20 protein-coding genes and 1 pseudogene are annotated in these 20,751 nt (G+C 61.9%); 17 read left to right on the top strand and 4 right to left on the bottom strand.

Annotated features, from left to right (window positions below; genetic code table 11):
• Positions 1 to 62 precede the first annotated feature (62 nt).
• Positions 63 to 3,194: pseudogene (locus AB3X39_RS03215) on the top strand (type I restriction endonuclease subunit R).
• Here the strand turns inward: AB3X39_RS03215 and AB3X39_RS03210 are convergent.
• Together AB3X39_RS03210 and AB3X39_RS03205 are read right to left on the bottom strand one after the other, a co-directional pair.
• Positions 3,191 to 5,653, bottom strand: coding sequence for a response regulator (locus tag AB3X39_RS03210; RefSeq protein ID WP_369416164.1), 2,463 nt, complete (start codon positions 5,651 to 5,653; stop codon positions 3,191 to 3,193). The pseudogene AB3X39_RS03215 and the gene AB3X39_RS03210 overlap by 4 nt on opposite strands.
• 5 nt (positions 5,654 to 5,658) lie before the next feature.
• Positions 5,659 to 6,612, bottom strand: coding sequence for a phosphate/phosphite/phosphonate ABC transporter substrate-binding protein (locus AB3X39_RS03205; protein ID WP_369415915.1), 954 nt, complete (start codon positions 6,610 to 6,612; stop codon positions 5,659 to 5,661).
• Positions 6,613 to 6,704: 92 nt separating this feature from the next.
• Between AB3X39_RS03205 and AB3X39_RS03200 the strand changes: the two genes are divergently transcribed.
• From AB3X39_RS03200 to AB3X39_RS03180, 5 genes are read left to right on the top strand one after another with little or no spacing between them, the layout of a single operon-like run.
• Complete coding sequence (locus AB3X39_RS03200; protein WP_369415914.1) at positions 6,705 to 8,429, top strand: ABC transporter transmembrane domain-containing protein; 1,725 nt, start codon at positions 6,705 to 6,707, stop codon at positions 8,427 to 8,429.
• An 8-nt stretch (positions 8,430 to 8,437) separates the two neighbouring features.
• The gene (locus AB3X39_RS03195) at positions 8,438 to 10,252 is read left to right on the top strand and encodes an ABC transporter transmembrane domain-containing protein (protein WP_369415913.1); all 1,815 of its coding nucleotides are present in this window, start codon (positions 8,438 to 8,440) and stop codon (positions 10,250 to 10,252) included.
• Positions 10,253 to 10,270: 18 nt separating this feature from the next.
• Positions 10,271 to 11,074, top strand: a complete 804-nt coding sequence (locus AB3X39_RS03190; protein ID WP_369415912.1) for a thymidylate synthase — start codon at positions 10,271 to 10,273, stop codon at positions 11,072 to 11,074.
• A gap of 23 nt (positions 11,075 to 11,097) precedes the next feature.
• The gene (locus tag AB3X39_RS03185; protein ID WP_369415911.1) at positions 11,098 to 11,652 is read left to right on the top strand and encodes a dihydrofolate reductase; all 555 of its coding nucleotides are present in this window, start codon (positions 11,098 to 11,100) and stop codon (positions 11,650 to 11,652) included.
• A gap of 14 nt (positions 11,653 to 11,666) precedes the next feature.
• Positions 11,667 to 12,257, top strand: coding sequence for a DUF4337 domain-containing protein (locus tag AB3X39_RS03180; protein WP_369415910.1), 591 nt, complete (start codon positions 11,667 to 11,669; stop codon positions 12,255 to 12,257).
• A 17-nt stretch (positions 12,258 to 12,274) separates the two neighbouring features.
• Here the strand turns inward: AB3X39_RS03180 and AB3X39_RS03175 are convergent, their stop codons facing one another.
• Positions 12,275 to 12,856: an NnrU family protein gene (locus AB3X39_RS03175; RefSeq protein ID WP_369415909.1), complete on the bottom strand. Its 582-nt coding sequence runs from the start codon at positions 12,854 to 12,856 to the stop codon at positions 12,275 to 12,277.
• Between the two features lie 66 nt (positions 12,857 to 12,922).
• On the opposite strand from AB3X39_RS03175, the gene xth reads away from it, so the two are divergent.
• From xth to AB3X39_RS03145, 6 genes are all read left to right on the top strand, one after another.
• The gene (gene xth, locus AB3X39_RS03170; protein ID WP_369415908.1) at positions 12,923 to 13,702 is read left to right on the top strand and encodes an exodeoxyribonuclease III; all 780 of its coding nucleotides are present in this window, start codon (positions 12,923 to 12,925) and stop codon (positions 13,700 to 13,702) included.
• Positions 13,703 to 13,785: 83 nt separating this feature from the next.
• Positions 13,786 to 14,133 (top strand): carboxymuconolactone decarboxylase family protein, encoded by a 348-nt coding sequence (locus AB3X39_RS03165; RefSeq protein ID WP_369415907.1) that lies wholly within the window; start codon positions 13,786 to 13,788, stop codon positions 14,131 to 14,133.
• A gap of 63 nt (positions 14,134 to 14,196) precedes the next feature.
• Positions 14,197 to 15,807: a conjugal transfer protein TraF gene (gene traF, locus AB3X39_RS03160; protein ID WP_369415906.1), complete on the top strand. Its 1,611-nt coding sequence runs from the start codon at positions 14,197 to 14,199 to the stop codon at positions 15,805 to 15,807.
• Positions 15,808 to 15,835: 28 nt separating this feature from the next.
• Positions 15,836 to 16,153: a Bor family protein gene (locus tag AB3X39_RS03155; protein ID WP_369415905.1), complete on the top strand. Its 318-nt coding sequence runs from the start codon at positions 15,836 to 15,838 to the stop codon at positions 16,151 to 16,153.
• A complete protein-coding gene (locus AB3X39_RS03150) occupies positions 16,150 to 16,482 on the top strand; it encodes a Bor/Iss family lipoprotein (RefSeq protein WP_369415904.1) in 333 nt (110 codons plus the stop codon). The genes AB3X39_RS03155 and AB3X39_RS03150 overlap by 4 nt, the downstream gene beginning before the upstream one ends.
• A 7-nt stretch (positions 16,483 to 16,489) precedes the next feature.
• Positions 16,490 to 17,059: a septal ring lytic transglycosylase RlpA family protein gene (locus AB3X39_RS03145; RefSeq protein ID WP_369415903.1), complete on the top strand. Its 570-nt coding sequence runs from the start codon at positions 16,490 to 16,492 to the stop codon at positions 17,057 to 17,059.
• Here the strand turns inward: AB3X39_RS03145 and murB are convergent.
• Entirely contained in the window at positions 17,046 to 18,065 is a 1,020-nt protein-coding gene (gene murB, locus AB3X39_RS03140) for a UDP-N-acetylmuramate dehydrogenase (protein ID WP_369415902.1), read from the bottom strand. The genes AB3X39_RS03145 and murB overlap by 14 nt on opposite strands.
• A gap of 69 nt (positions 18,066 to 18,134) precedes the next feature.
• Here murB and AB3X39_RS03135 point away from each other — a divergent pair, with 69 nt between their 5' ends.
• From AB3X39_RS03135 to AB3X39_RS03115, 5 genes are all read left to right on the top strand, one after another.
• Positions 18,135 to 18,623: a YajQ family cyclic di-GMP-binding protein gene (locus tag AB3X39_RS03135; protein WP_369415901.1), complete on the top strand. Its 489-nt coding sequence runs from the start codon at positions 18,135 to 18,137 to the stop codon at positions 18,621 to 18,623.
• 34 nt (positions 18,624 to 18,657) lie between these two features.
• Entirely contained in the window at positions 18,658 to 18,915 is a 258-nt protein-coding gene (locus AB3X39_RS03130) for a DUF2281 domain-containing protein (protein ID WP_369415900.1), read from the top strand.
• 2 nt (positions 18,916 to 18,917) lie between these two features.
• Positions 18,918 to 19,316, top strand: a complete 399-nt coding sequence (locus tag AB3X39_RS03125; protein WP_369415899.1) for a type II toxin-antitoxin system VapC family toxin — start codon at positions 18,918 to 18,920, stop codon at positions 19,314 to 19,316.
• Positions 19,317 to 19,326: 10 nt separating this feature from the next.
• Positions 19,327 to 19,971: a retropepsin-like aspartic protease family protein gene (locus AB3X39_RS03120; protein ID WP_369415898.1), complete on the top strand. Its 645-nt coding sequence runs from the start codon at positions 19,327 to 19,329 to the stop codon at positions 19,969 to 19,971.
• Between the two features lie 78 nt (positions 19,972 to 20,049).
• Complete coding sequence (locus AB3X39_RS03115) at positions 20,050 to 20,751, top strand: pseudouridine synthase (RefSeq protein ID WP_369415897.1); 702 nt, start codon at positions 20,050 to 20,052, stop codon at positions 20,749 to 20,751.

The following is a 20,751-nucleotide window of genomic DNA, read 5'->3' as shown; positions in this document are numbered from 1 at the left end:
GCGGGCTCGGGTCATACTCCCATCCCTCCATACATTGCGCACTTCAGGGACATGACGCCGCGATGAGCTTGCACCACGAAATCGAGTTCGAGAACGACATCTGCCGCCACCTCGGCGCGCACGGCTGGCTTTATGCGGCGCCGGGCACGGAGGGCGATGCGCGGGGGTATGACACGCTGCGGGCGCTCTACCCGGCCGATGTGTTGGGCTGGATCCAAGACACCCAGCCGCAAGCGTGGGCGGCGCTTGAAAAGATGCATGGCCCGGCTGCGGGGGCGATGGTGTTGGAGCGGCTGCGCAAGGCGCTCGACGCGCAAGGCACCTTGGCGGTGCTGCGCGTGGGCTTTGAGATCACCGGGGCCAAAGGGCCGCTGAAGTTGGCGCAGTTTCGCCCCGCCTTGGCCATGAACCCCGAACTGCAAGCGCGCTACCAAGCCAACCGGCTGCGGGTGGTGCGCCAAGTGCGGACGAATCATGACGACATCATCGATTTGGTGCTGTTTTTGAACGGCCTGCCCGTGGCCACCGCTGAGCTCAAGAGCGACTTCACGCAAGACGTGCAAGCGGCGGTCGATCAGTACCGCTTTGACCGCCAGCCGCGCCCCAAGGGCAAAAACAGCACCGAGCCGCTGCTCGACTTTCCACGCGGCGCGCTGGTGCACTTTGCGCTCAGCAACCGGCTGGTGATGATGACGACCCGCTTGCAAGGGCTGAACACGCACTTCTTGCCTTTCAACATGGGCGACGGGGGCGCGGCGGGCAACCCACCCAACCCCCAAGGCCACCGCACGGCCTACGTGTGGGAGCAGGTTTGGCAGCGCGACTCGTGGCTGGAGATCATCGGCCGCTATCTGGTCATGCAACTCGACGCCAAAAAGCAGCCGCGCGCCATCCTCTTCCCGCGCTTTCACCAACTCGACGCCACCCGCGCCTTGGTGCAAGCCGTCTTGGCCGAGGGGCCGGGCGGCAAGTACTTGATCCAGCACAGCGCAGGCTCGGGCAAAACCAATTCGATCGCTTGGAGCGCGCACTTTTTGGCCGAACTGCACGACGCCCACCAGCGCAAGGTGTTTGACAGCGTCCTGGTGGTCAGCGACCGCACGGTGCTGGACAAGCAGTTGCAGGCGGCGATCTTTGATTTCGAGCGCACCGCCGGGGTGGTTGCCACCATCAGGGGCGAGGGTCACAGCAAGAGCGCCGAGCTGGCCGAGGCGCTTTCGGGTCGCAAAAAGATCGTGGTTTGCACCATCCAGACCTTTCCGTTCGCGCTCCAAACGGTGCAAGAACTGGCCGCCACCCAAGGCAAACGCTTTGCCGTCATCGCCGACGAAGCGCACAGCAGCCAAACCGGCGAAGCGGCCTCGAAGCTCAAACAAGTGCTCAGCGCCGAAGAACGCCAAGAGTTGGCCGACGGCGGCGAGTTCAGCCATGAAGACGTGCTTGCCATGCAGATGGTGGGACGCGCCCATCACGCCGGCATCACTTACATCGCCTTCACCGCCACGCCCAAGGCCAAAACCTTGGAGCTCTTTGGCCGCCGCCCCAACCTCGACGCACCGGCCGGACCGGGGAACCTGCCCGCAGCGTTTCACGTCTACACCATGCGCCAAGCCATCGAAGAAGGCTTCATCCTTGACGTGCTGAAGAACTACACGCCCTACAAGCTGGCGTTCAAGTTGGCGCATGGCGCCCATGAAGTCAGCGAGGAGGAGGTCGAACGCCGCGCAGCGATGAAGGGCTTGATGCGCTGAGTGCGGCTGCATCCGTACAACATCAGCCAAAAAGTGGCGGTGGTGGTCGAGCACTTCCAAGCCAACGTGCAGCCGCTGCTCCAAGGCCACGCCAAGGCGATGGTGGTGCTCGGCAGCCGGGTAGAAGCGCTGCGCTGGAAGCTGGCGATGGACGCCTACATCCGTGACAGCGGCTACGCGCTGGGCACGCTGGTGGCTTTTTCTGGTGACGTTCACGACACCGACTCGCTGCCCGAAGCGGTGAGCGAGCACAGCACCGCGCTCAATCGGGGCCTGAAAGGCCGCCCGATCCCCGAAGCGCTGGCCACGGATGAGTTTCAGATCCTGCTGGTGGCCAACAAGTACCAAACCGGCTTTGATCAACCCTTGCTCTGCGGCATGTACGTGGACAAACGCTTGGGCGGCATCCAAGCGGTGCAAACCCTTTCGCGCCTGAACCGGGCTTACAGCGGAGCGCACGGCGTCAAAGACACCACCTACGTGCTCGACTTCGTCAACGATCCCGACGAGGTGCTGGCGGCCTTCAAAACCTATCACGACACCGCCGAACTGGCCGGGGTCACCGACCCGGACCTGATCTATGACCTGCGCGCCAAGCTCGACGCTAAGGGTCACTATGACGACGTGGAGGTGGAACGGGTCGCCTTGGTCGAACTGAACCCCAAGGCCACACAGAAGCAGCTCATCGCCGCCATCGAGCCGGTGGCCGAGCGACTGCTGCAGCGCTACAAGGCGGCGGCCCACCATCCCCACCCCCAAGACGAACGCGAGGCGCTGCTGCTGTTCAAGCGCGACCTCGGCACCTTTGTGCGGGTCTACGCCTTCTTGGGCCAGTTGTTCGACTACGGCAACACCGCGCTCGAAAAGCGCGCCCTGTTCTTCAAGCGCCTGCTGCCGCTGCTCGACTTTGGCCGCGAGCGCAGCGGCATCGATCTCTCTAAAGTGGTGATGACCCATCACCGCCTCCAAGACCAAGGCCAGCGCGCCTTGGCGCTGGGCGAGGTGCGGAAAAAAGCGGCGGACTACCGGGACGATCACCGGGACGATCACCGGCTCCAGCCCCTCAGCGAGCCCGGCAGCGGTGCCGTCCACGACCCCGAAAAGGCGCAACTGGCCGAGATTTTGGCCCAGCTCAACGGGCTGTTTGAGGGCGAACTGAGCGAGGACGATCAGCTGGTGTACGTCCACCGCGTGCTGCGCGGCAAGCTGCTGGCGTCAGCGGTGTTGGTGCAGCAAGCGGCGAACAACACCAAGGAGCAGTTCGCCAACTCACCCGATCTTTCAGGGGAGTTGCTCAACGCCATCATGGACGCGCTGAGCGCCCACACCTTGATGAGCAAGCAAGCACTCAACTCCGAGCGCGTGCGCAGCGGGCTCAAAAGTCTCTTGCTCGGTCCAGGGAACCTTTACGAAACGCTGCGCCAGCGCACCACGGCCCATTAACGCGGCCTCAACCAATACAGCAGCTGGGCGAACAGCTCGTCAGGGTCCACGGGCTTGGCGACAAAGTCGTTCATGCCAGCGTCAAAGCACGCTTGACGGTCTTCAGCAAAGGCATTGGCGGTCATGGCAAGGATCGGCACCGTGGTCAAACCGGGCACGGTATGGATCGCCCGGATGGCCCGAGTGGCGCTCAGGCCGTCCATCGCCGGCATTTGGATGTCCATCAAAATCAGGTCATAGCCCCCCGATTCCGATCGAGCCTTGTCAACCGCCATCGCCAAGGCAACTTGGCCATCCTCCGCCACATCGACCCCCAGACCGGCACTGTCGAGCAGATCCAACACCACTTCGCGGTTGATGGGGTTGTCTTCGGCAAGCAAGATCTTGGCGCCCTGGTGATCTTGCCGAAGCAACGTCTCGGGGTCGGTGCACATGGACGGCAACACCGACTGCACGGGGGCGATCTCCGGTTCAGAGGAGCGCATGAGGTCGAGATCGGCCAAGGTTTCAGCGCGCCACCGAACCTGCGCGGTGAACCAGAAGGTACTGCCTCGGCCCAGCTCGCTGCTGACCCCCGTTTCCCCGCCCATCAGCGTCACCAACCGGCGGGTGATGGCCAGCCCCAACCCCGTGCCGCCGTATTTACGCGTGATGGACGTGTCGGCCTGTTCGAAATCAGAAAACAGGCGCGACTGCTGCTCTTGGCTCAAACCGATGCCGGTGTCTTGAACCTCAAAACGCAGCCGCAGCATCACCGGGGCATCGCTTTGCTGCGGATCCACCTTGGGCGGATCCCCTTCGACAAAGACGCGCATCTGCACGCCACCGCCTTCGGTGAATTTGATGGCGTTGCTGACGTAATTGAGCAAGGCTTGACGCAAGCGTGTCACGTCACCACACAGCACCCAGTCGTGTGGGACGGTGTTGACGGTGTTGATGCTCAAGCCCTTGGTGCTGGCGGACTCTTCGACCAGCGCCAGCACTTGGCCCAGCAAAAAAGGCACCGAAAAAGCGCCACATTCGAGTTGAACCCGCCCAGCCTCGATCTTGGAAAGCTCAAGGATGTCGTCCAAGATGGCCTTGAGGTGATTGGACGCCGCAGCGATCTTGTCCAGTCGCTGCGCCTGACCAAACTGCATCGGGGTTTTTTGCAGCAAGTACGTCAGCCCGATCACCGCGTTCATCGGCGTGCGAATCTCGTGGCTCATGTTGGCCAGAAACGCACTCTTGGCCCGGTTGGCCACCTCGGCTTGCTCGCGGGCCAGCTCAAGTTCAGCCGTGCGCGCCATCACCCGCTCTTCCAAACCGTGCCGATAGTGATCCAGCTCCAAGGCAATGCGCTTGCGCTCGCTGACATCGCGCACCACCGAGAAGTAAAACCGCTGCCCCCCCATCAAGATCTTGCTGCTGCTGACTTCAACCTCCAAGGTTGAGCCGTCTTTGCCCCGATGGCGGGTCTCAAAATGCCCGCCTTTGGGCGCAAAGCTCCCGGAGGCATCCAGCAGATCTTCGCGCTGCCAGCGATCCTCCCAATCCCAGACATGGAGATCGAGCATCTCGGCGGGGGTGTAGCCCAGCATGTCGGCAAAACGGCGGTTCACTTCGAACACCGCGCCTTGTTCATTCAACACCACGATGCCGTCGTTGGACTCTTCCACCATGGTGCGTCGCCGGGTCGATTCTTCGGCCAAGGCCAATTGCGAAGCCACCAACTCTTGGCGCTGCGACTCCAGGGTGCGCAGCATGCGCTGGAAGTCATGCGCCAGCAGCGCCACTTCATCACCGCCATCCAGCTCGACCTCCGGCACGGCCTCGCCCGAGCGCACCCGATGCGTCATGCTCTGAATCAAGGCCAAACGCCGGGTCAACCGCGTTCCGAGCCACCACGCCATCAATGAGCCCAACACCACCGCGACCAAGGCGTAAAACATGCCATCACGGATGACTTGCTCCAAGCGCGCGCGGGTGACTTTTTGCCCGATGCCCACCCGCACCCAGCCAATCGTGTTGCCTGCCAGCATCACCGGGGCCACGGTATCGACCAACTCAGGGGAGCGGCTGACCACCCGAGACGGCAGCACCGAGGACGACGCCGAGGGCTCGTGGGTCGCAGCGTCTTGGTCGGCCATATCGACGTAGCGGCCCACATGCTGCCGATCGGTGTGTGCCACCACCAAACCCTCCCGGGTCAGCACCATGGCAAACACCAGCTCGGGGTAGCGTCGCTGCGATTCGATGATTTCTTGCAACCCCGAGATATCCATCGCGCCCAACCAGCCCGCAGACGAGGTCGCCACACTCTGTGCCAAGGCCAAACCATGCGCAGCTTGTTGCTCAAGCAACATGTTTTTCTGCCGCCAAGACAAATCAGCAATGAACAGACTCATCAGCAAGGCATGCACCAAGGCCACCGTCACGATGAGCTGCGCTCGCACGGTCCCTAAGCGCCCCCCCAACATCTTTTTCACAGCGCCTCCACCGGCCGAATCTCGCGCTCAAAGCGGGCCACATAGTCCCGCACCACCTCGTACGTGCTGTCTTGGGCCGGATGAAAGCGATCCATGTCCAGCCCAACCAACATTGCAGCGCCCTCCGGGGCATCGGCCAAACTCAACAAAGCCCGACGGGTGGCGTCACGCACCGCCGGGCTCACGTCGTCACGCACCATCACCGAGGTATTGAGCAGCGACGGCGTCTCCCACGCCAGCATCAACTCGGCAGCCTCCTTGGGGTGCTCGTTTTGAAACACTTTCCACGGCGGCGGCCACGTTCCGCCAGCCGCCGAGTTGCCCAAGTACACATTCATGAGGGTCGATTCATGCGAGCCCACGAACATGCTGCGGGTCTCGCGCATCACATTCAGTCCTTGGGAACGCAACCACAGCTGCGGCATCATGCATGCGGCCAACGCGGTGGGGGCCGGATAGCTGATGGTGCGCCCCTTCAGGTCCAGCGGTGACTTGAACTGGCTGTCCCGGCGCACGATCAAAATACCCTTGAACTGTTTGGGATCGCCGGCCATGGCGATCACGTGGTAGCCAAATTTGATGGCGTCCAAGGTCTGCCACGGGTTGGGCAAGATGAACTCAAAGGCGCGGGCGCGGTATTTGCGTTCGTACTCGGGATAGTCTCTGGAGGCTTCCAGCACCCAGCGCACTTCGGGCACTTTCAAGTTGAGCCACTCGATCAGTGGCTGATAGCGCTCAAACAATTTGCGGGGGTTATGCAGCGGATGCACCGCCCAGCGACACACCGGACGACCCGTGGCATCGGGCTGATCCCGGTACACAGGACCTTGGTGACGTGTCTCAGAAGGACCACACCCAGCCACGCCCAAAGCCAGACCGGCCCCTAAACAACCGAGAGAATCAAGGCAACGCCGACGCGATAACAGCACATTCGCAGGATAAGAGGCCATGTCGGCCAATATACAATCGCCCGTCCCCATGCTGTGGGGTTGTGCAGACCGACACCCCGCCGCAGCGGTATTCCCTCCGGCCCCAGCCGCTCATGACACATCCAGCCACCGCTTCTCGCCTCCTTCGCTACATCAAGCCCTACAAGTGGGGCGGCCTTCTCGGGGTGCTGTTCTTCTTCCTCTCCGCTGCGGTTGAACCGGCTGTCCCTGCGCTCTTCAAACAACTGCTCGATACCGGCTTCAAAGGCAAGCTGCCCTACCCCTTGTGGGTGGTTCCGGTGGTGGTGATCAGCCTGTTTGCCGTTCGGGGTTTGCTGGCATTTTTGGGCACCTACTTGCTCAATTGGTCCACCTCGCAAGCCGTGATGGCCATCCGGATTGACTTGATCGCAGCGATTTTGCGGGCTGATGCCAGCCTCTACACCCGCCTCAGCCCCGGTGTGGCAGCCAGCAAAGTCATCAACGACCCGCAATCGGCCGCCAGCTCCTTGTCCAGCGCCGTCACCACCTTGCTGCGTGACGGCACCACCTTGGTGGCCTTGATGGGCTACTTGTTCTACGTCAACTGGCAGCTCACGCTGCTGTCGCTCATCACGCTGCCGCTGCTGGCTGTGGTGGTGCGCTTGGTGCATAAACGCGTCAACGCGGTAGGCACGCTCTGGTATGAATCGCAGGTTCGCTTGGTGGGCATCGTCGATGACGTGACCCGCGCATGGCGCGTGGTGCGGACCTTCGACGCCGCTGACTTTGAAAAGCAGCGCTTCCAACACGAAGCCGAGCAACTGCACCGCCTGACGCTGAAAAACGTGGCCGCGAGCTCGACCATGACGCCGTTGACTCAAATCATCGCCAGCGCCGGCGTGGCCTTGATCCTGACCTTGGCGCTGGTGGAGTCGGCCCAACAAGGCACCTCGGTGGGTGATTTCGTCGCCTTCCTCACCGCTTTGCTGATGACGATCTCGCCCATGCGGCACCTCACCGACATCTCGCAGCCGATCCTGAACGGCCTGATCGTGGCCAAGGCCTCGTTTGAACTGATGGACACCCCGCCTGAGCCCGATCAAGGCACCAAGGATCTGCCCGGCTTTACCGGCCAGATTCACTTTGATCAAGTGGCCATCCAGTACGAAGGCACCGACAAGCCGGCCTTGCAAGGCTTGAACTTGGACATCCCGGCTGGCAAGACCATCGCTTTGGTCGGTCCTTCCGGCGCAGGCAAAACCACCATCATCAGCACCGTGCTGGGCTTTATCGCCCCCACCAGCGGCACGGTCCGCCTCGATGGGGTGGATCTCACGGAAGTGCGCAAGGCCGATCTGCGCCGCCAGTTCGCGGTGGTCTCGCAAGACATCGTGCTGTTTGAGGGCTCGATTGCCGCCAACGTGGCCTACGCCCAACCGATTGATCCAGCACGCATCGAAGAGTGCTTGCGCTCGGCCAATCTGTGGGATTTCGTCGTCTCGCTGCCCGAGAGCATCCACACCTCGGTCGGCACCAACGGCAGCCGGCTCTCCGGCGGTCAGCGCCAGCGTTTGGCCATCGCGCGGGCGCTCTACAAAGACGCGCCGGTGTGGTTGTTCGACGAGGCCACGTCGGCCCTCGATACCGAATCGGAGCGCACGGTGCAGCAATCCATCGAGCAGTGGCACGGCAAAAAAACCTTGATCCTGATTGCCCATCGCTTGAGCACCGTGCGCAACGCCGACCGCATCGTCGTCATGCTGGACGGTCGGGTGGCGGAATCAGGCTCACACAACGAACTCATCGCCCACAACGGGCTCTACACCAACATGGTGCGGGCCCAGGCCATGCACTGAAAAACACCATGACTCAAGCATCCACCCCAGCGATGCCATCGACGCCCGCCACCGCGCCGGTGCGCTCCTTGAGCGGACTGCTGCCGTTCCTGCGACCGTACCGTGGCCGCATCGCCTTGGCGCTGCTTTTCTTGGTCGGTGCCGCCTTGGCAACCTTGGCCGTGCCCATGGCCTTACGCACCCTGATCGATCAAGGCCTGCCTCAAGGGAGTGCGCCCGACCCCGCAGCCACCGGCCAACGCTTGGTGGCCTTGCGTGAACACTTTCTGGCCCTTTTCGGCTTGGGTGTCGCTTTGGGTGTGTTCTCAGCGGCACGCTTTTACATGGTCACGTGGCTGGGTGAGCGCGTCACGGCCGATCTGCGTAGCGCCGTCTACGCCCACGTGGTGCGCCAAAGCCCCGGCTTCTTCGAAACCACCGCCACCGGCGAAGTCCTTTCCCGCCTGACCACCGACACCACCTTGGTGCAAACCGTCGTCGGCTCCTCCTTGAGCTTGGGTCTGCGCAACGCCGTGATGGGTCTGGGTGCGCTGGGCATGCTGATCGTCACCAACCCTTATGTGATGACGCAGGTGCTGGGCATCTTGGTGCTGGTGGTGTTGCCCTCGATCTACTTTGGCCGCCGGGTGCGCCGCCTGTCACGCGCCAGCCAAGACCGCATCGCCGACACCAGCGCCATCGCCGCTGAGGTGCTCAACGCGATTCCGGTGGTGCAAAGCTACGCCCAAGAAAGCCGCGAAGCCGGGCGCTATCTGGTCGCGGCCGAAGGTGCTTTTGACACCGCCAAACGGCGCACACGGGTGCGCGCGGCCTTGGTCGGTTTCATCATCAGCGCCACCTTTGGCGCGCTGCTTTGGGGCCTGTACCAAGGCACCCAAGCGGTGATGGACGGCAAGATCAGCGCCGGTCACCTCGGTCAGACGGTGGTGTTTGTGATGCTTTTGGTGGGCTCGGTGGCGGTGCTGTCGGAAGTCTGGGGCGACATGCTGCGCGCCGCCGGTGCCACCGAGCGCTTGATGGAGTTGCTCGCCACGCGCTCGTCGGTGCAAGAACCCAGCCAACCGCAGGCCTTGCCGCCAACCACGCATGGCTCGACGGTGCGCTTCGAGGGCGTGCAGTTCAACTACCCCTCGCGCCCCGATCAAGCCGCGCTCAGCCAGTTCGTGCTCGATATCCGCGCCGGTGAAACCGTGGCCCTCGTGGGGCCCAGTGGGGCCGGCAAGAGCACTGTTTTTCAGTTGCTACTGCGTTTTTATGACGCTCAGCAGGGACGCATCTTGCTCGACGGCGTGCCCATCGACCAAGCCTCGCTGGCGGACTTGCGCCAACGCATGGCCATCGTGCCGCAAGACAGCACGGTGTTTTCCACCAGCGCGCTGGAAAACATCCGCTACGGTCGGCCCGAAGCCAGCATCGCTGACGTGGAAGCCGCAGCCAAGGCCGCGCACGCTCACGACTTCATCATGGCGCTGCCCGAGGGCTACGGCAGTTATCTGGGCGAGCGCGGCGTGCGCTTGTCGGGCGGTCAGCGCCAACGCTTGGCCATTGCACGCGCCATCCTGAAAAACCCGCCGCTGCTGCTGCTCGACGAAGCCACCAGCGCGCTCGACGCTGAAAGCGAACGCGTGGTGCAGTCCGCCCTAGAAGCCGCCATGCAAGACCGCACCACCTTGGTCATCGCGCACCGCTTGGCCACCGTGCAACGCGCCGACCGCATCGTGGTGCTCGACGCCGGCCGGATCATCGACCAAGGCACGCACACCGAGCTGGTGGCCCGGGGCGGCCTTTACGCCCGCTTGGCCGCCATGCAGTTCAGCGCCTGAACCCTTTGTTTTTTGCCCATGACCGCACACCATCCCTTTGAAGAGCTGCTGCGCCACGTGCGCGACCACGGCACCCCCAAGACCGACCGCACCGGCACCGGCACCAAGAGCATCTTCGGCCACCAGATGCGCTTCAATCTGGCCGAAGGCTTCCCGCTCATCACGACCAAACGGGTGCATCTCAAATCGGTGATTCTGGAGTTGCTCTGGTTCCTGCGTGGCGAGCGCAATGTGCGCTGGCTGCAAGAACGCGGCTGCTCGATCTGGAACGAGTGGGCCAAGGAAGACGGTGATTTGGGCCCGGTCTACGGCGTGCAGTGGCGCTCTTGGCCGACCGCCGACGGCCGTCACATCGACCAGATCAGCCAAGTGATCGAGCAAATCCGCCGCAGCCCCGACTCGCGCCGCATGATCGTCAGTGCGTGGAATGTGGCCGACTTGGACGCCATGGCGCTGATGCCGTGTCACGCGCTGTTCCAGTTCTACGTCGCCGACGGCCGGCTCTCTTGCCAGCTCTATCAACGCAGCGCCGACTTGTTCTTGGGCGTGCCCTTCAACATCGCCAGCTACGCGCTGCTGACCCACATGGTGGCGCAGCAATGCGATTTGGCGGTGGGCGACTTCATCTGGACGGGCGGCGACTGCCACATCTACAGCAACCATGCTGCGCAAGTCGATCTGCAACTGAGCCGCGAACCTTTGCCGCTGCCAAAGCTGGAGATCCTGCGCCGGCCAGCGTCGATCTTCGATCACGACTTGGCCGATTTTGTGGTGCACAACTACCAGCATCACCCAGCCATCTCAGCCCCGGTGGCGGTATAAAGACGCTGCCAAATTTTGACGCCATGAAGACCTGCCCCCCACGCATCACGTTGGTCGCCGCCGTGGCGCGCAACGGCACCATCGGCCGCGACAACCAACTGCTGTGGCGCTTGCCCGAAGACATGGTGCATTTCCGCCAAGTCACCCAAGGCTGCCCGGTGATCATGGGCCGCAAGACGTGGGACTCGCTGCCGGAGCGTTTCCGGCCGCTGCCAGGCCGGCACAACATCGTGCTGACGCGCCAAAGCAGCTGGCAAGCCGTGGGCGCCACGCGCACCGACTCTTTGGCTGAGGCGCTGCGCTTGGCCGAACAGTGCCTCGCAAGCACGCCGGCCGAGACCCGTCCACCCCGCATTTGCATCATCGGTGGCGCGCAAATCTACGCCCAAGCCATCGGCATGGCCGATGAATTGATCCTCACCGAGGTGGACCGCGACGAAGACGGTGATGCGGTCTTTCCGAGTTGGAATCGGCGCGCTTTCCGCGTCAGTGATCGCCGCTTGATCCATTCGGCCGCGCTGCCCCACACCGACATCGCGTTTGTCACCTACACCCGTTTATCCATCCCCACAAACTAAGCAGAGACTCATCCATGTCTGACCACGGTTTTCACGTTCACGGCCCCCACGATCACGCTGTTGAGCACGCGGCCCACGGCGGTGCTCACGGCGGTAGCGATGACAGTTTTGCCGGTCAAGTCGCCGTCATGACCGCCATCTTGGCCACCATCGGGGCGCTGTTTTCCTACATGGGCGGGGCGACCCAAGCCAACGCCAGCTTGTTCAAGAACAACGCGGCCATCAAAAAGACCGAAGCGTCCAACCAGTGGAACTTCTATCAGTCCAAGAGCAGCAAGCAAAACATGGCGGAACTGGCCATGGTGCTGGTGGCCGAGGACAAGAAGGAACCCTACCGCGCTGAAGTGGACCGCTACAAGAAGGAAAAAGCCGACATCAAGGTGGCGGCTGAAAAGCTTGAAACCGAGTCCACCGATTGGGACAAGAAGTCCGATGAGCAGTTGCACCTGCATCACCGCTGGGCGCAGGCCACCACCGTGCTTCAGATCGCCATCGCCTTGGCCGCGATCGCTTTGCTGACGCGGCGCAAGTGGCTGGAATGGGGCATGTTTGGCACCGCTGCTGCCGGCGTGATCGTCGGCATTGCAGCGATGCTGCACATCTAAAAATCAGCATCAACCGATCAGGCTCCCCCGAAAGGCCGCACCCCAATCAAGAGGGGGTGCAACCAGAAGGCAAACGCCACCCAAGCGACCAAACCACTGAGGGCTGAGATGGCATTGCGCCCGGCTCGGCCTTCACGAATCACCCCGTCACGGCTGTCGCGGCGGCGGGCCGCGCGGAACGCCAGCGCTGACCACAGGGCAAAGCTGCCAAAGAGCAGCAGATCGGCCACACGGGCATTGGCCAACAGGTGCGCCACAGCCCATAACAAGGTCCCCAACAACATCGGATGACCGATTTGGGCTTTCATGCGTGAGCCAGGCACATGGGCTGCGGCCAAAAGCACAAAGGCCGGCAAGGTCAACAAAGCGGCCAAATGACGGGTCCACACCGGAGGAACCCAGAGGTCTGTCGTTTCAAGTCGAACCGCGCCATAACCCCAGCCGATCAGCACCAGTCCGAGCAACGACAACAAAGAAAACACCGCTTTCCATGGTTTCTCGCCCCAACGGGCGATCTGTTGGCTGCGCCATTCATCGGCCACGATACGCACAGCATGCGGACCTAGAAAAAGCACCAGGCCCAAAATCAAAGTTTTCATATCGGATCTCGGTCTTTACGCCACTGAGTCGTCAGTATGACGCAAGAAAATTGAAGGAAAGCAGCCATGAAGCTCGCCACTTGGAACGTCAACTCCTTGGGAGTGCGTTTACCGCAATTGATCGATTGGCTCGCCCAAGCACAACCCGATGCCGTGGTGCTGCAAGAAACCAAGCTGACCGACGACCGTTTCCCCGTTGAAGCCTTGGCTGAAGCTGGCTGGCAAGCGGCGTGGTTTGGTCAGAAAACGTACAACGGTGTGGCCCTCATCACCCGTCAACCGATCTTGGACGTGGTGAAAAACATCCCGGGCTTGGAAGACGACCAAGCCCGCGTCATCGCCGGCACGCTGCCCAACCCAAGCGGTCCCCTACGGGTGATCGGCGTCTACATCCCCAACGGCCAAGCGCCGGACAGCGACAAGTTTGTCTATAAAAAGCGCTGGCTTGCCGCCTTGATCGCTTGGCTGCGCACCGAACTGCGCCAGCACCCACGCTTGGTGCTGATGGGCGACTTCAACATCGCCCCCGAAGACCGTGACGTCTTTGATCCCGTGGCTTGGGCGGGGCAAATTCACTGCACGCCCGAAGAACGCCAAGCCTTCCAAGACCTGCTGGGTCTGGGGCTGGTGGATGCGTTCCGGCTCTTCGAGCAAGCACCGCGCAGTTGGAGCTGGTGGGATTACCGCAACTTGGCTTTTCGCAAAAACCAAGGCCTGCGCATCGACCACATCTTGGTCAGCACCGCCCTGCACGCGGGTGTCAGCAGCTGCACGATCGACAAAGCGCCGCGCCGCAACGAGCGCCCCAGCGATCACGCACCGGTGGTTGTGAGCCTTGAGCCGTAACCCGTGCGTCTTGATGCAAATCAGGGTAATTACTTAGTTTTTCGCATACCCTGTAGGGTGTACTGACTTTTGATGCCCTTTCCATGTCCGCCACGAACTATCCCGAACTCACCCAACAGATCAACCGCCAACTCAGCAGCCTGCGCCAGTCCCAAAAGCCCACGATGCAAGGCTTCTCTGCCATGGCACAAGGGGCGATGGCCGCTGGGGTGTTGTCGGAAAAACACAAAGAACTGATGGCCTTGGCCATCGGCGTGAGTCAGCGCTGTGCGGGTTGCATCGGTTTTCACATCAAGGCCCTCAAACGCCTTGAGGCCACGCGTGCCGAGCTCGATGAAACCTTGGCCGTGGCCGTTTACATGGGAGGGGGTCCGTCCCTGATGTACGCCGCCGAGGCCCTTCAAGCATGGGATCAATTCGAGGCTTGTTGACACGCCTCAGCTCATGGCGCCTGATGGCTCCTCTACACTCGAAAAAACTGTGGAGTCATCGACATGAACAGCATCACCGTCTTACGTCCGTTGCACGCCCGTCGCCCTCTGGCTCTCGCGCTTGCGCCTGTCTTGCTGCTGTGGGCCCAAGCGGCCAGCGCCAATCAGTCCTTGGCCAGCCCCGGCTACAGCATGACGGTGGGCCCTGGCTTCAACCGCTCCAATCTCGGCTCCTCCGTCTTTAACCCCGCCAACGCTGAGCGCTTGATCGATCAAGACAGCCACGTGCGTTTTGGGCTGTTGGACTTTGGCTTTCAGGCTGAAATGGGGCAAATCGATAACCTCAAGCAGGAAACCGACGCCCTCAAAGCCAAGATTGATGCGGCGCAAGCGGCCAACAGCGCCGCCTCGGCGCAAACCACCGTCAACGAGATCAATGCTCGTTTCCTGCCCTTGCTTGAGCGCGGTCTGCACGTCAACGTGCAGGGATACACCTCGCTGCTGTCACCGATCATCGTGCGCAGCAAGGATTGGCTGCCGGGAGTCTGGACCTTCAACATGAGCGCGCAGATGCAAGGCGGGGGTGCTTTACGGACCTCGGACGCTGCCGTGCTGGTCAAGTTCGCCAGTACGGACCCCAGCGTCAACCATCTGCAACTCAATGTGCCCACCAATCAACTGGTCGCGCAGTTGACCAACCTGCAAAGCGCCAACACCCCAGCCGCGCAAAGCAGTGCCCTTCAAGCGATTCAAGGCATGTTGAGCCCAGCCGATCAGGCCACGGCTCAGACCTTGATCACCAAGTTCAACTCGGCCACACCGCCCACCGCCACCACCAGCTATGCGGTGACCACCGCTTCCGGGCTCGATATCAAGGGCGCAGTGGTGCAGCAAGTCAGCTTGGGCTATGCCGCCAAGATCTCGCAGGTCATCCCTGCGGGCTACAAGGACCGCATCCCCACCGAGCTGGCCTCGCAGTTGGATGTGGGTATGCGGCTCAGTAACTACAACGCCCAGCTCTACCGGCAACTCGCTGCGGTGGTGGACGCCAACGGCAATGCCACCACCTTCAACGGCAATGGCAACGATCCAGCCCTGCGCAGCCAAGCCAACGCCATCGGCTTGGACGTGGGGGTGGCTTGGCACCACGAAAACTACCAACTCGGGGCCACGCTTTACAACCTGAACAATCCGTCGCTGCGCTACCCCGATCTGCGCAGCGACCCCAACCCGGCCAACAATCTGGCAGCCCAGACTTTGGCCGCCATGGGCAAAGTCAAGCTGGATGACTCGGTCTCGCTCAAACCGCACGTGGTGGTCGAAGGGGCGGTGCGTAGCAGCAACCAGCGTTGGTTACTCCAAGGCAGCATGGCCTTGAATGAGACCACCGACTTTGTGGGTGAAGCCCATCAAGTCGTGACGTTGGGGGCCAGCTACAACGCCGAACGCTATGACGTGCCCTATGTCGGGGCCCTCCTGAGCCACATCGTGCCCAGTCTGCGCGTGGGCTATCGTCAAGACTTGGTCGGCACCAAGCTCACCAGCTACGGTTTGGGCATGAGCTGGGGCATTTTCAACTTCGACGCGCATGTCAGCAGCGCCACCAACAGCACCGACACTGGCTCCGTGCCGCGCTCGGCGGGGGTGGCGATCTCGATAGCCCAAAAGTTCTGACGCCCAATCGTCAACAAACCTCTTTTCCATGACGCATAAAACTTTATTTCTGACCGCCTTGATCGTGGTTCTTGGGGGCTTGGGCGGCTGCGCCACACAGGGCTACACCCTGCGTGGTGGCGGTGCCCCTGAACCGGATCTGAGCACCAGCCAAGCCTTTTTCTTCTCGGGCATCGGCCAAAGTCGTGAGATAGATGCGGTCGAGGTCTGTCACGGGGCCAAGAACATCGCTCGCCTTGAAACCGTACAAACCGGTCTCGACATCCTTCTGACCGGCCTGACCTTGGGGATCTACACCCCAAGAACCGCGCAGGTCTATTGCATCCATGCCGGGGCCAAACCATGAAAAAGCGCATGACCGTACTCGCCTTGGTGGTGGCGCTCAGCAGTGGCTGCGCCACCCAATCGTTCCGGGTTTCAGACTCCCCGGCCATGTCGGCCCCCCGGGTGGACCGGATGCAGCCGTTCTTTCTGAGTGGCATCGGCCAAACACAGGAAGTCGATGCAGCAGCAGCTTGTGCTCATGAAGCCAACCAAGTCGCTCGTGTCGAATCCTCACTGGCCTTCACCGACGTGTTGCTCAACACGCTGACCTCGATCTTTATCCCGATCCCTTTCATCAACCCCTTCACGCCGCGCACCGCTCAGGTGTACTGCGTGGCACCAGGAACCTGAGAGGGTGGTGGATCGTCGTCGCCTTGGTCACCTTCTAGGGCGCAGTGTCGTCATCGCCTTGGCGCTACTGGCCGGTTGCGCCAGTCGGCCGGCGGTGCCAGATGGGCCACCGCTGGGGCTCTCAGCGCAGCAACTTGAGCGGCTGCTGCAAACCCCGGATGCCCAACCCCGGCCGGAACCCATCCGGGCTGGGGGGCCGAACAAGGCTTACGGGCTCAACGGCCGGCTCTACGTCCCTTTGGCGGCAGACGCGCCCTTGCGAGAACAAGGCCTGGCCTCTTGGTATGGCCGCGCTTATCACGGCCAACCCACCGCCAGCGGTGAGCGCTACGACATGTTCGCCATGAGCGCCGCACACCCCACCTTGCCACTGCCCAGCTATGTGCGGGTGCGCAATCCCGCCAATCAACGCTCAGTCGTGGTGCGCATCAACGATCGGGGGCCGTTTGTGGACGGCAGGATCATTGATTTGTCCTACACCGCTGCGCTGCGTCTGGGCGTGTTGAACGGCGTGCGCGAGGTCGAGATCGAGCGGGTCTTTCCGGAGCCTTCCTCGCTAGGCCTCACGCCACGATGATCGGCTCGGGCTCCAGACGGATACCAAAGCGGCCGTAGACGCTCACCTGGATGGCGTTGGCCAGCGTGATGATCTCCGCCCCACGCGCCCCGCCCCGGTTCACCAGCACCAAGGCTTGTCGGTCGTGGACCGCTGCGTGGCCAATGGCTTTGCCCTTCCAGCCACAGGCGTCGATCAACCAACCCGCCGCCAGCTTGAAGTGACCGTCGTCCATCGGGTAATGCACCAGATGCGGGTCGCGAGCAATGATGTCGCGGCACTGCTCAGCCGTGACCACTGGGTTTTTGAAAAAGCTGCCTACGTTGCCGATCAGGGCCGGATCGGGCAGCTTGGCGCGGCGGATCTCGCACACCCACGCGGCAATTTGATCGGGGCTGGGTGCCACACCAGGGTTTTCTTCGAGCTTGCGCTGCAAGTCCAAATAACCCAGCACCGGCTGCCACGGCTTGGGCAGCCGCAGCCGCACCCGCGTGATCACGCTCTTGCCCGCCAACGCTTGCTTGAAGACGCTGTCGCGGTAGCCAAAGCGGCATTGGCGTGCATCCAACTCCACCGTGCGGCCGGTGATCAGATCGACCGCAATCACCGACTCCAGCCGATCCGCCAGCTCTAGGCCGTAGGCGCCGATGTTTTGCACCGGCGCAGCACCCACCGTGCCGGGGATCAGGGCGAGGTTTTCCAGGCCCGGCCAACCTTGCGCCAAGGTCCACATCACCAAGTCATGCCAAGGCTCGCCAGCGCCGGCTTCGATGATCCAAGCATCCTCGCGCTCTTCGAGCAAGCGCCGGCCCGCAATCTCGATTTTCAGCACACAGGCCGAGAGATCGCGCGCCAACACCACGTTGCTGCCGCCACCCAGAATGAACTTCGGCGCCCTGCCGTACACCGGGTGATTGACCACGCTGCGCACGCCCCGTTCGGTCTCGATATGGATCAACGTCTCGGCCATGGCAGGCAGGCCGAGGGTGTTGTGGGGCTGGAGATTGACGCCGGTTTCAATACGCATGGCAGAATTTTCCTTCATACCCGCTTGCTCAGCGGCTTTTGCATCGCTTCAACCCAGAAAAGAGACCCCATGCCCAGCTTCGATACCGTGCTCGAACCCAACCTCGTCGAGGTCAAAAACGCCATTGAACAGAGCAACAAAGAGATCGGCACGCGCTTCGATTTCAAGGGCTCGGACGCTCGCATCGAACAAAAGGAAAAAGAGCTGACGCTGTTTGCCGACAGCGACTTCCAGCTCGGCCAAGTCACCGATGTGCTGCTGAACAAAATGAGCAAGCGCGGCGTGGACAGCCGCTTTCTCGACAGCAGCGCCAAGCCCGAAAAAATGAGCCACGACAAGCTCAAGCAAAAGATCATCGTCAAGGCGGGCATTGAAGGCGACTTGGGCAAAAAAATCCAAAAAACCATCAAAGAAAGCAAGATCAAGGTCCAAGCCAGCATCCAAGGCGACACCGTGCGCGTCACCGGCACCAAACGCGACGACCTCCAAGCCGTGATGGCCCTGCTCAAAAAAGAAATCACCGAAGCCCCGCTGAGCTTCAACAACTTTCGGGATTGATCTCACCCTCACCCTATTACTTGGGAGCCATGCCATGAACTATGCCCAGACCATCTATCAACGCAGCCTCACACTTCCTGAGGCTGCCGCACGTGAGGCCTTGGATTTCATCGAGTTTCTTGCTCGACGCTATGGCTCCCCAACAACATCATCGGAATGGGTTCAGCCCCCTCACGCCGCCCCCAGTACCGAGCACTTTCTGGCGGCCATTGCCGGTGGCCTGAGTGCCGACTTTCCCGATGACATCCCCGAGTCCTCGCCCACGATGGATGTCCCTCGGGATGCATTCTGATCATGGCCGACCTACTCGACACCAACGTCGTGATCGCCATCCTCAAAGAGCACCCCACCGTTCTTGGCCAAGTTCACCGCGCCGGACATGAGGCCTTGCGTCTTTGTGCGCCGGTAGAGGCCGAACTCTGGTTTGGGGTCGCCAAAAGTGAGCGTCCCACCGAAAACGGCCGCCGTGTTCAGACCCTGCTCTCTTGGCTCACCTCTCTACCCTTCGCGGGGGAGGCCACGCAACATTGCGGCGAAATCCGCGCCCATCTGGCAAAACTCGGCACCCCCATTGGCCCCTATGACGCCCAAATTGCTGCTATTGCTCGGGCGCACGGACTCGTACTTGTCACACGCAACGTGCGTGAATTCGCCAGAGTTCCGGGTTTGATGATCGAAAACTGGCAGGACTGAGATGACAACCATGCGCAGCCTCATCACCCTGCTCTGCACCCTCCTCCATGCCCTGCCCGCCCTCAGTCAAAGCCTGAGCTACAGCGGGCGGATGGGCGAGCGGGCGTTGTTGGTGGTGGATGGTCAAACGCGCATGCTGGGCGTGGGTCAAGAAAACCAAGGCTTGCGGCTGCTGGCCTTGAGCGACGACCGCGCTCAAGTTAGCTTGAACGGTCGCAGCCTGTGGCTCAACCTCGGCAGCCCCACGGCCTTGGGCGGCAGCGGTGACGGCGGCCGAGAATCAAGCAGCGGTGGGCGCATCGTGCTGATGGCCAGCTCGGGCGGACACTTTCAAGTCCCCGGCAGCATCAACAATCAGTCGGTCAACTTTCTGATCGATACCGGGGCCACCATGGTCACGATGTCGGCCAAGGTGGCCGAGCGCTTGGGCCTCGACTACCGCAAAGGCACACCGCTTGTCACCCAAACCGCCAACGGTCAAGCCCCTGCTTGGCGCCTCAGCCTAAGCAGCCTGCGAGTACGTGACGTCGAACTGCACCAGATCGACGCCATCGTCGTCGAACACGACATGCCCGTCGTCTTGCTCGGCAACAGCTTCCTCAGCCGCTTTGCCATGCAACGCGAAGGCAGCCAGATGGTGCTGATCAAGCGCTGATCAGCGGGCCTGTCGCGTTGGTCGGCACTTGCCTCAGAATCTCGCCTAACTTTTCAAGACAAGGCTGGATGGGCTGTGATGCGTTTATCGGATGTGATGTTTTCTCAAGGCTTCGGCACACGCCGGATTTGTGCCGGTCTGATTGAGCAAGGCCATGTGGCTGTGGGTGGGCAGGTGATCGAAGACCCGAGCACCGAGTTCGACACCGAAGGGCTGGTGTTGACGGTGGACGACATCGCGTGGCCGTTTTTTGACAAGGCCGTGGTGATGCTCAACAAGCCGGTCGATTACGAGTGCTCGCAAAAACCCAAGCACCACCCCAGCGTGCTGACCTTGTTACCGCCGCCGCTACGCAACCGGGGCGTGCAGCCCATCGGTCGGCTGGATCAAGACACCACCGGCATGCTGCTGCTGACTGAAGACGGTGCGCTGATCCATCGCCTCACGCACCCCAAGCGCCATGTGCCCAAGGTCTACCAAGCCCAATGCGCCCGCCCCGTCACCCCGGAGCAAATTGCCAAACTCTTGGCCGGGGTGGTCTTGCTGGACGACCCCAAGCCGGTGGCAGCCATCGCTTGCCAAGCCACGGGCGAATGCTCCCTGTCGCTGACCTTGGGCGAAGGCAAATACCACCAAGTGCGCCGCATGGTCGCAGCGGTCGGCAACCATGTGGAGAGCTTGCATCGCAGCCAAATGGGCAACTTGGTCCTGCCCGCCGATCTGCCCATGGGTCAGTGGCGCTGGGTCGGCCCAGCCGAGCGGGCCTTGCTGGGCGCTTGA

This window comes from Leptothrix ochracea (assembly GCF_041083635.1).
GTDB classification, from domain to species: domain Bacteria; phylum Pseudomonadota; class Gammaproteobacteria; order Burkholderiales; family Burkholderiaceae_C; genus Sphaerotilus; species Sphaerotilus ochraceus.
Note: the sequence above shows the minus strand (reverse complement) of the source record. Positions and strands in the feature narration are given on the sequence as shown.

Excerpts from the sequence above, each read along its gene's own strand:
- AB3X39_RS03155 (WP_369415905.1), top strand. The coding sequence starts at position 15,836 with ATGACGCATAAAACTTTATTTCTGACCGCCTTGATCGTGGTTCTTGGG.
- AB3X39_RS03120 (WP_369415898.1), top strand. The coding sequence starts at position 19,327 with ATGCGCAGCCTCATCACCCTGCTCTGCACCCTCCTCCATGCCCTGCCC.
- AB3X39_RS03180 (WP_369415910.1), top strand. The coding sequence starts at position 11,667 with ATGTCTGACCACGGTTTTCACGTTCACGGCCCCCACGATCACGCTGTT.
- AB3X39_RS03125 (WP_369415899.1), top strand. The coding sequence starts at position 18,918 with ATGGCCGACCTACTCGACACCAACGTCGTGATCGCCATCCTCAAAGAG.
- AB3X39_RS03165 (WP_369415907.1), top strand. The coding sequence starts at position 13,786 with ATGTCCGCCACGAACTATCCCGAACTCACCCAACAGATCAACCGCCAA.
- AB3X39_RS03150 (WP_369415904.1), top strand. The coding sequence starts at position 16,150 with ATGAAAAAGCGCATGACCGTACTCGCCTTGGTGGTGGCGCTCAGCAGT.
- AB3X39_RS03175 (WP_369415909.1), bottom strand. The coding sequence starts at position 12,856 with ATGAAAACTTTGATTTTGGGCCTGGTGCTTTTTCTAGGTCCGCATGCT.
- AB3X39_RS03135 (WP_369415901.1), top strand. The coding sequence starts at position 18,135 with ATGCCCAGCTTCGATACCGTGCTCGAACCCAACCTCGTCGAGGTCAAA.
- murB (WP_369415902.1), bottom strand. The coding sequence starts at position 18,065 with ATGCGTATTGAAACCGGCGTCAATCTCCAGCCCCACAACACCCTCGGC.
- AB3X39_RS03185 (WP_369415911.1), top strand. The coding sequence starts at position 11,098 with ATGAAGACCTGCCCCCCACGCATCACGTTGGTCGCCGCCGTGGCGCGC.
- AB3X39_RS03210 (WP_369416164.1), bottom strand. The coding sequence starts at position 5,653 with ATGTTGGGGGGGCGCTTAGGGACCGTGCGAGCGCAGCTCATCGTGACG.
- AB3X39_RS03190 (WP_369415912.1), top strand. The coding sequence starts at position 10,271 with ATGACCGCACACCATCCCTTTGAAGAGCTGCTGCGCCACGTGCGCGAC.
- AB3X39_RS03195 (WP_369415913.1), top strand. The coding sequence starts at position 8,438 with ATGACTCAAGCATCCACCCCAGCGATGCCATCGACGCCCGCCACCGCG.
- xth (WP_369415908.1), top strand. The coding sequence starts at position 12,923 with ATGAAGCTCGCCACTTGGAACGTCAACTCCTTGGGAGTGCGTTTACCG.
- AB3X39_RS03115 (WP_369415897.1), top strand. The coding sequence starts at position 20,050 with ATGCGTTTATCGGATGTGATGTTTTCTCAAGGCTTCGGCACACGCCGG.
- AB3X39_RS03205 (WP_369415915.1), bottom strand. The coding sequence starts at position 6,612 with ATGGCCTCTTATCCTGCGAATGTGCTGTTATCGCGTCGGCGTTGCCTT.
- AB3X39_RS03200 (WP_369415914.1), top strand. The coding sequence starts at position 6,705 with ATGACACATCCAGCCACCGCTTCTCGCCTCCTTCGCTACATCAAGCCC.
- AB3X39_RS03130 (WP_369415900.1), top strand. The coding sequence starts at position 18,658 with ATGAACTATGCCCAGACCATCTATCAACGCAGCCTCACACTTCCTGAG.
- traF (WP_369415906.1), top strand. The coding sequence starts at position 14,197 with ATGAACAGCATCACCGTCTTACGTCCGTTGCACGCCCGTCGCCCTCTG.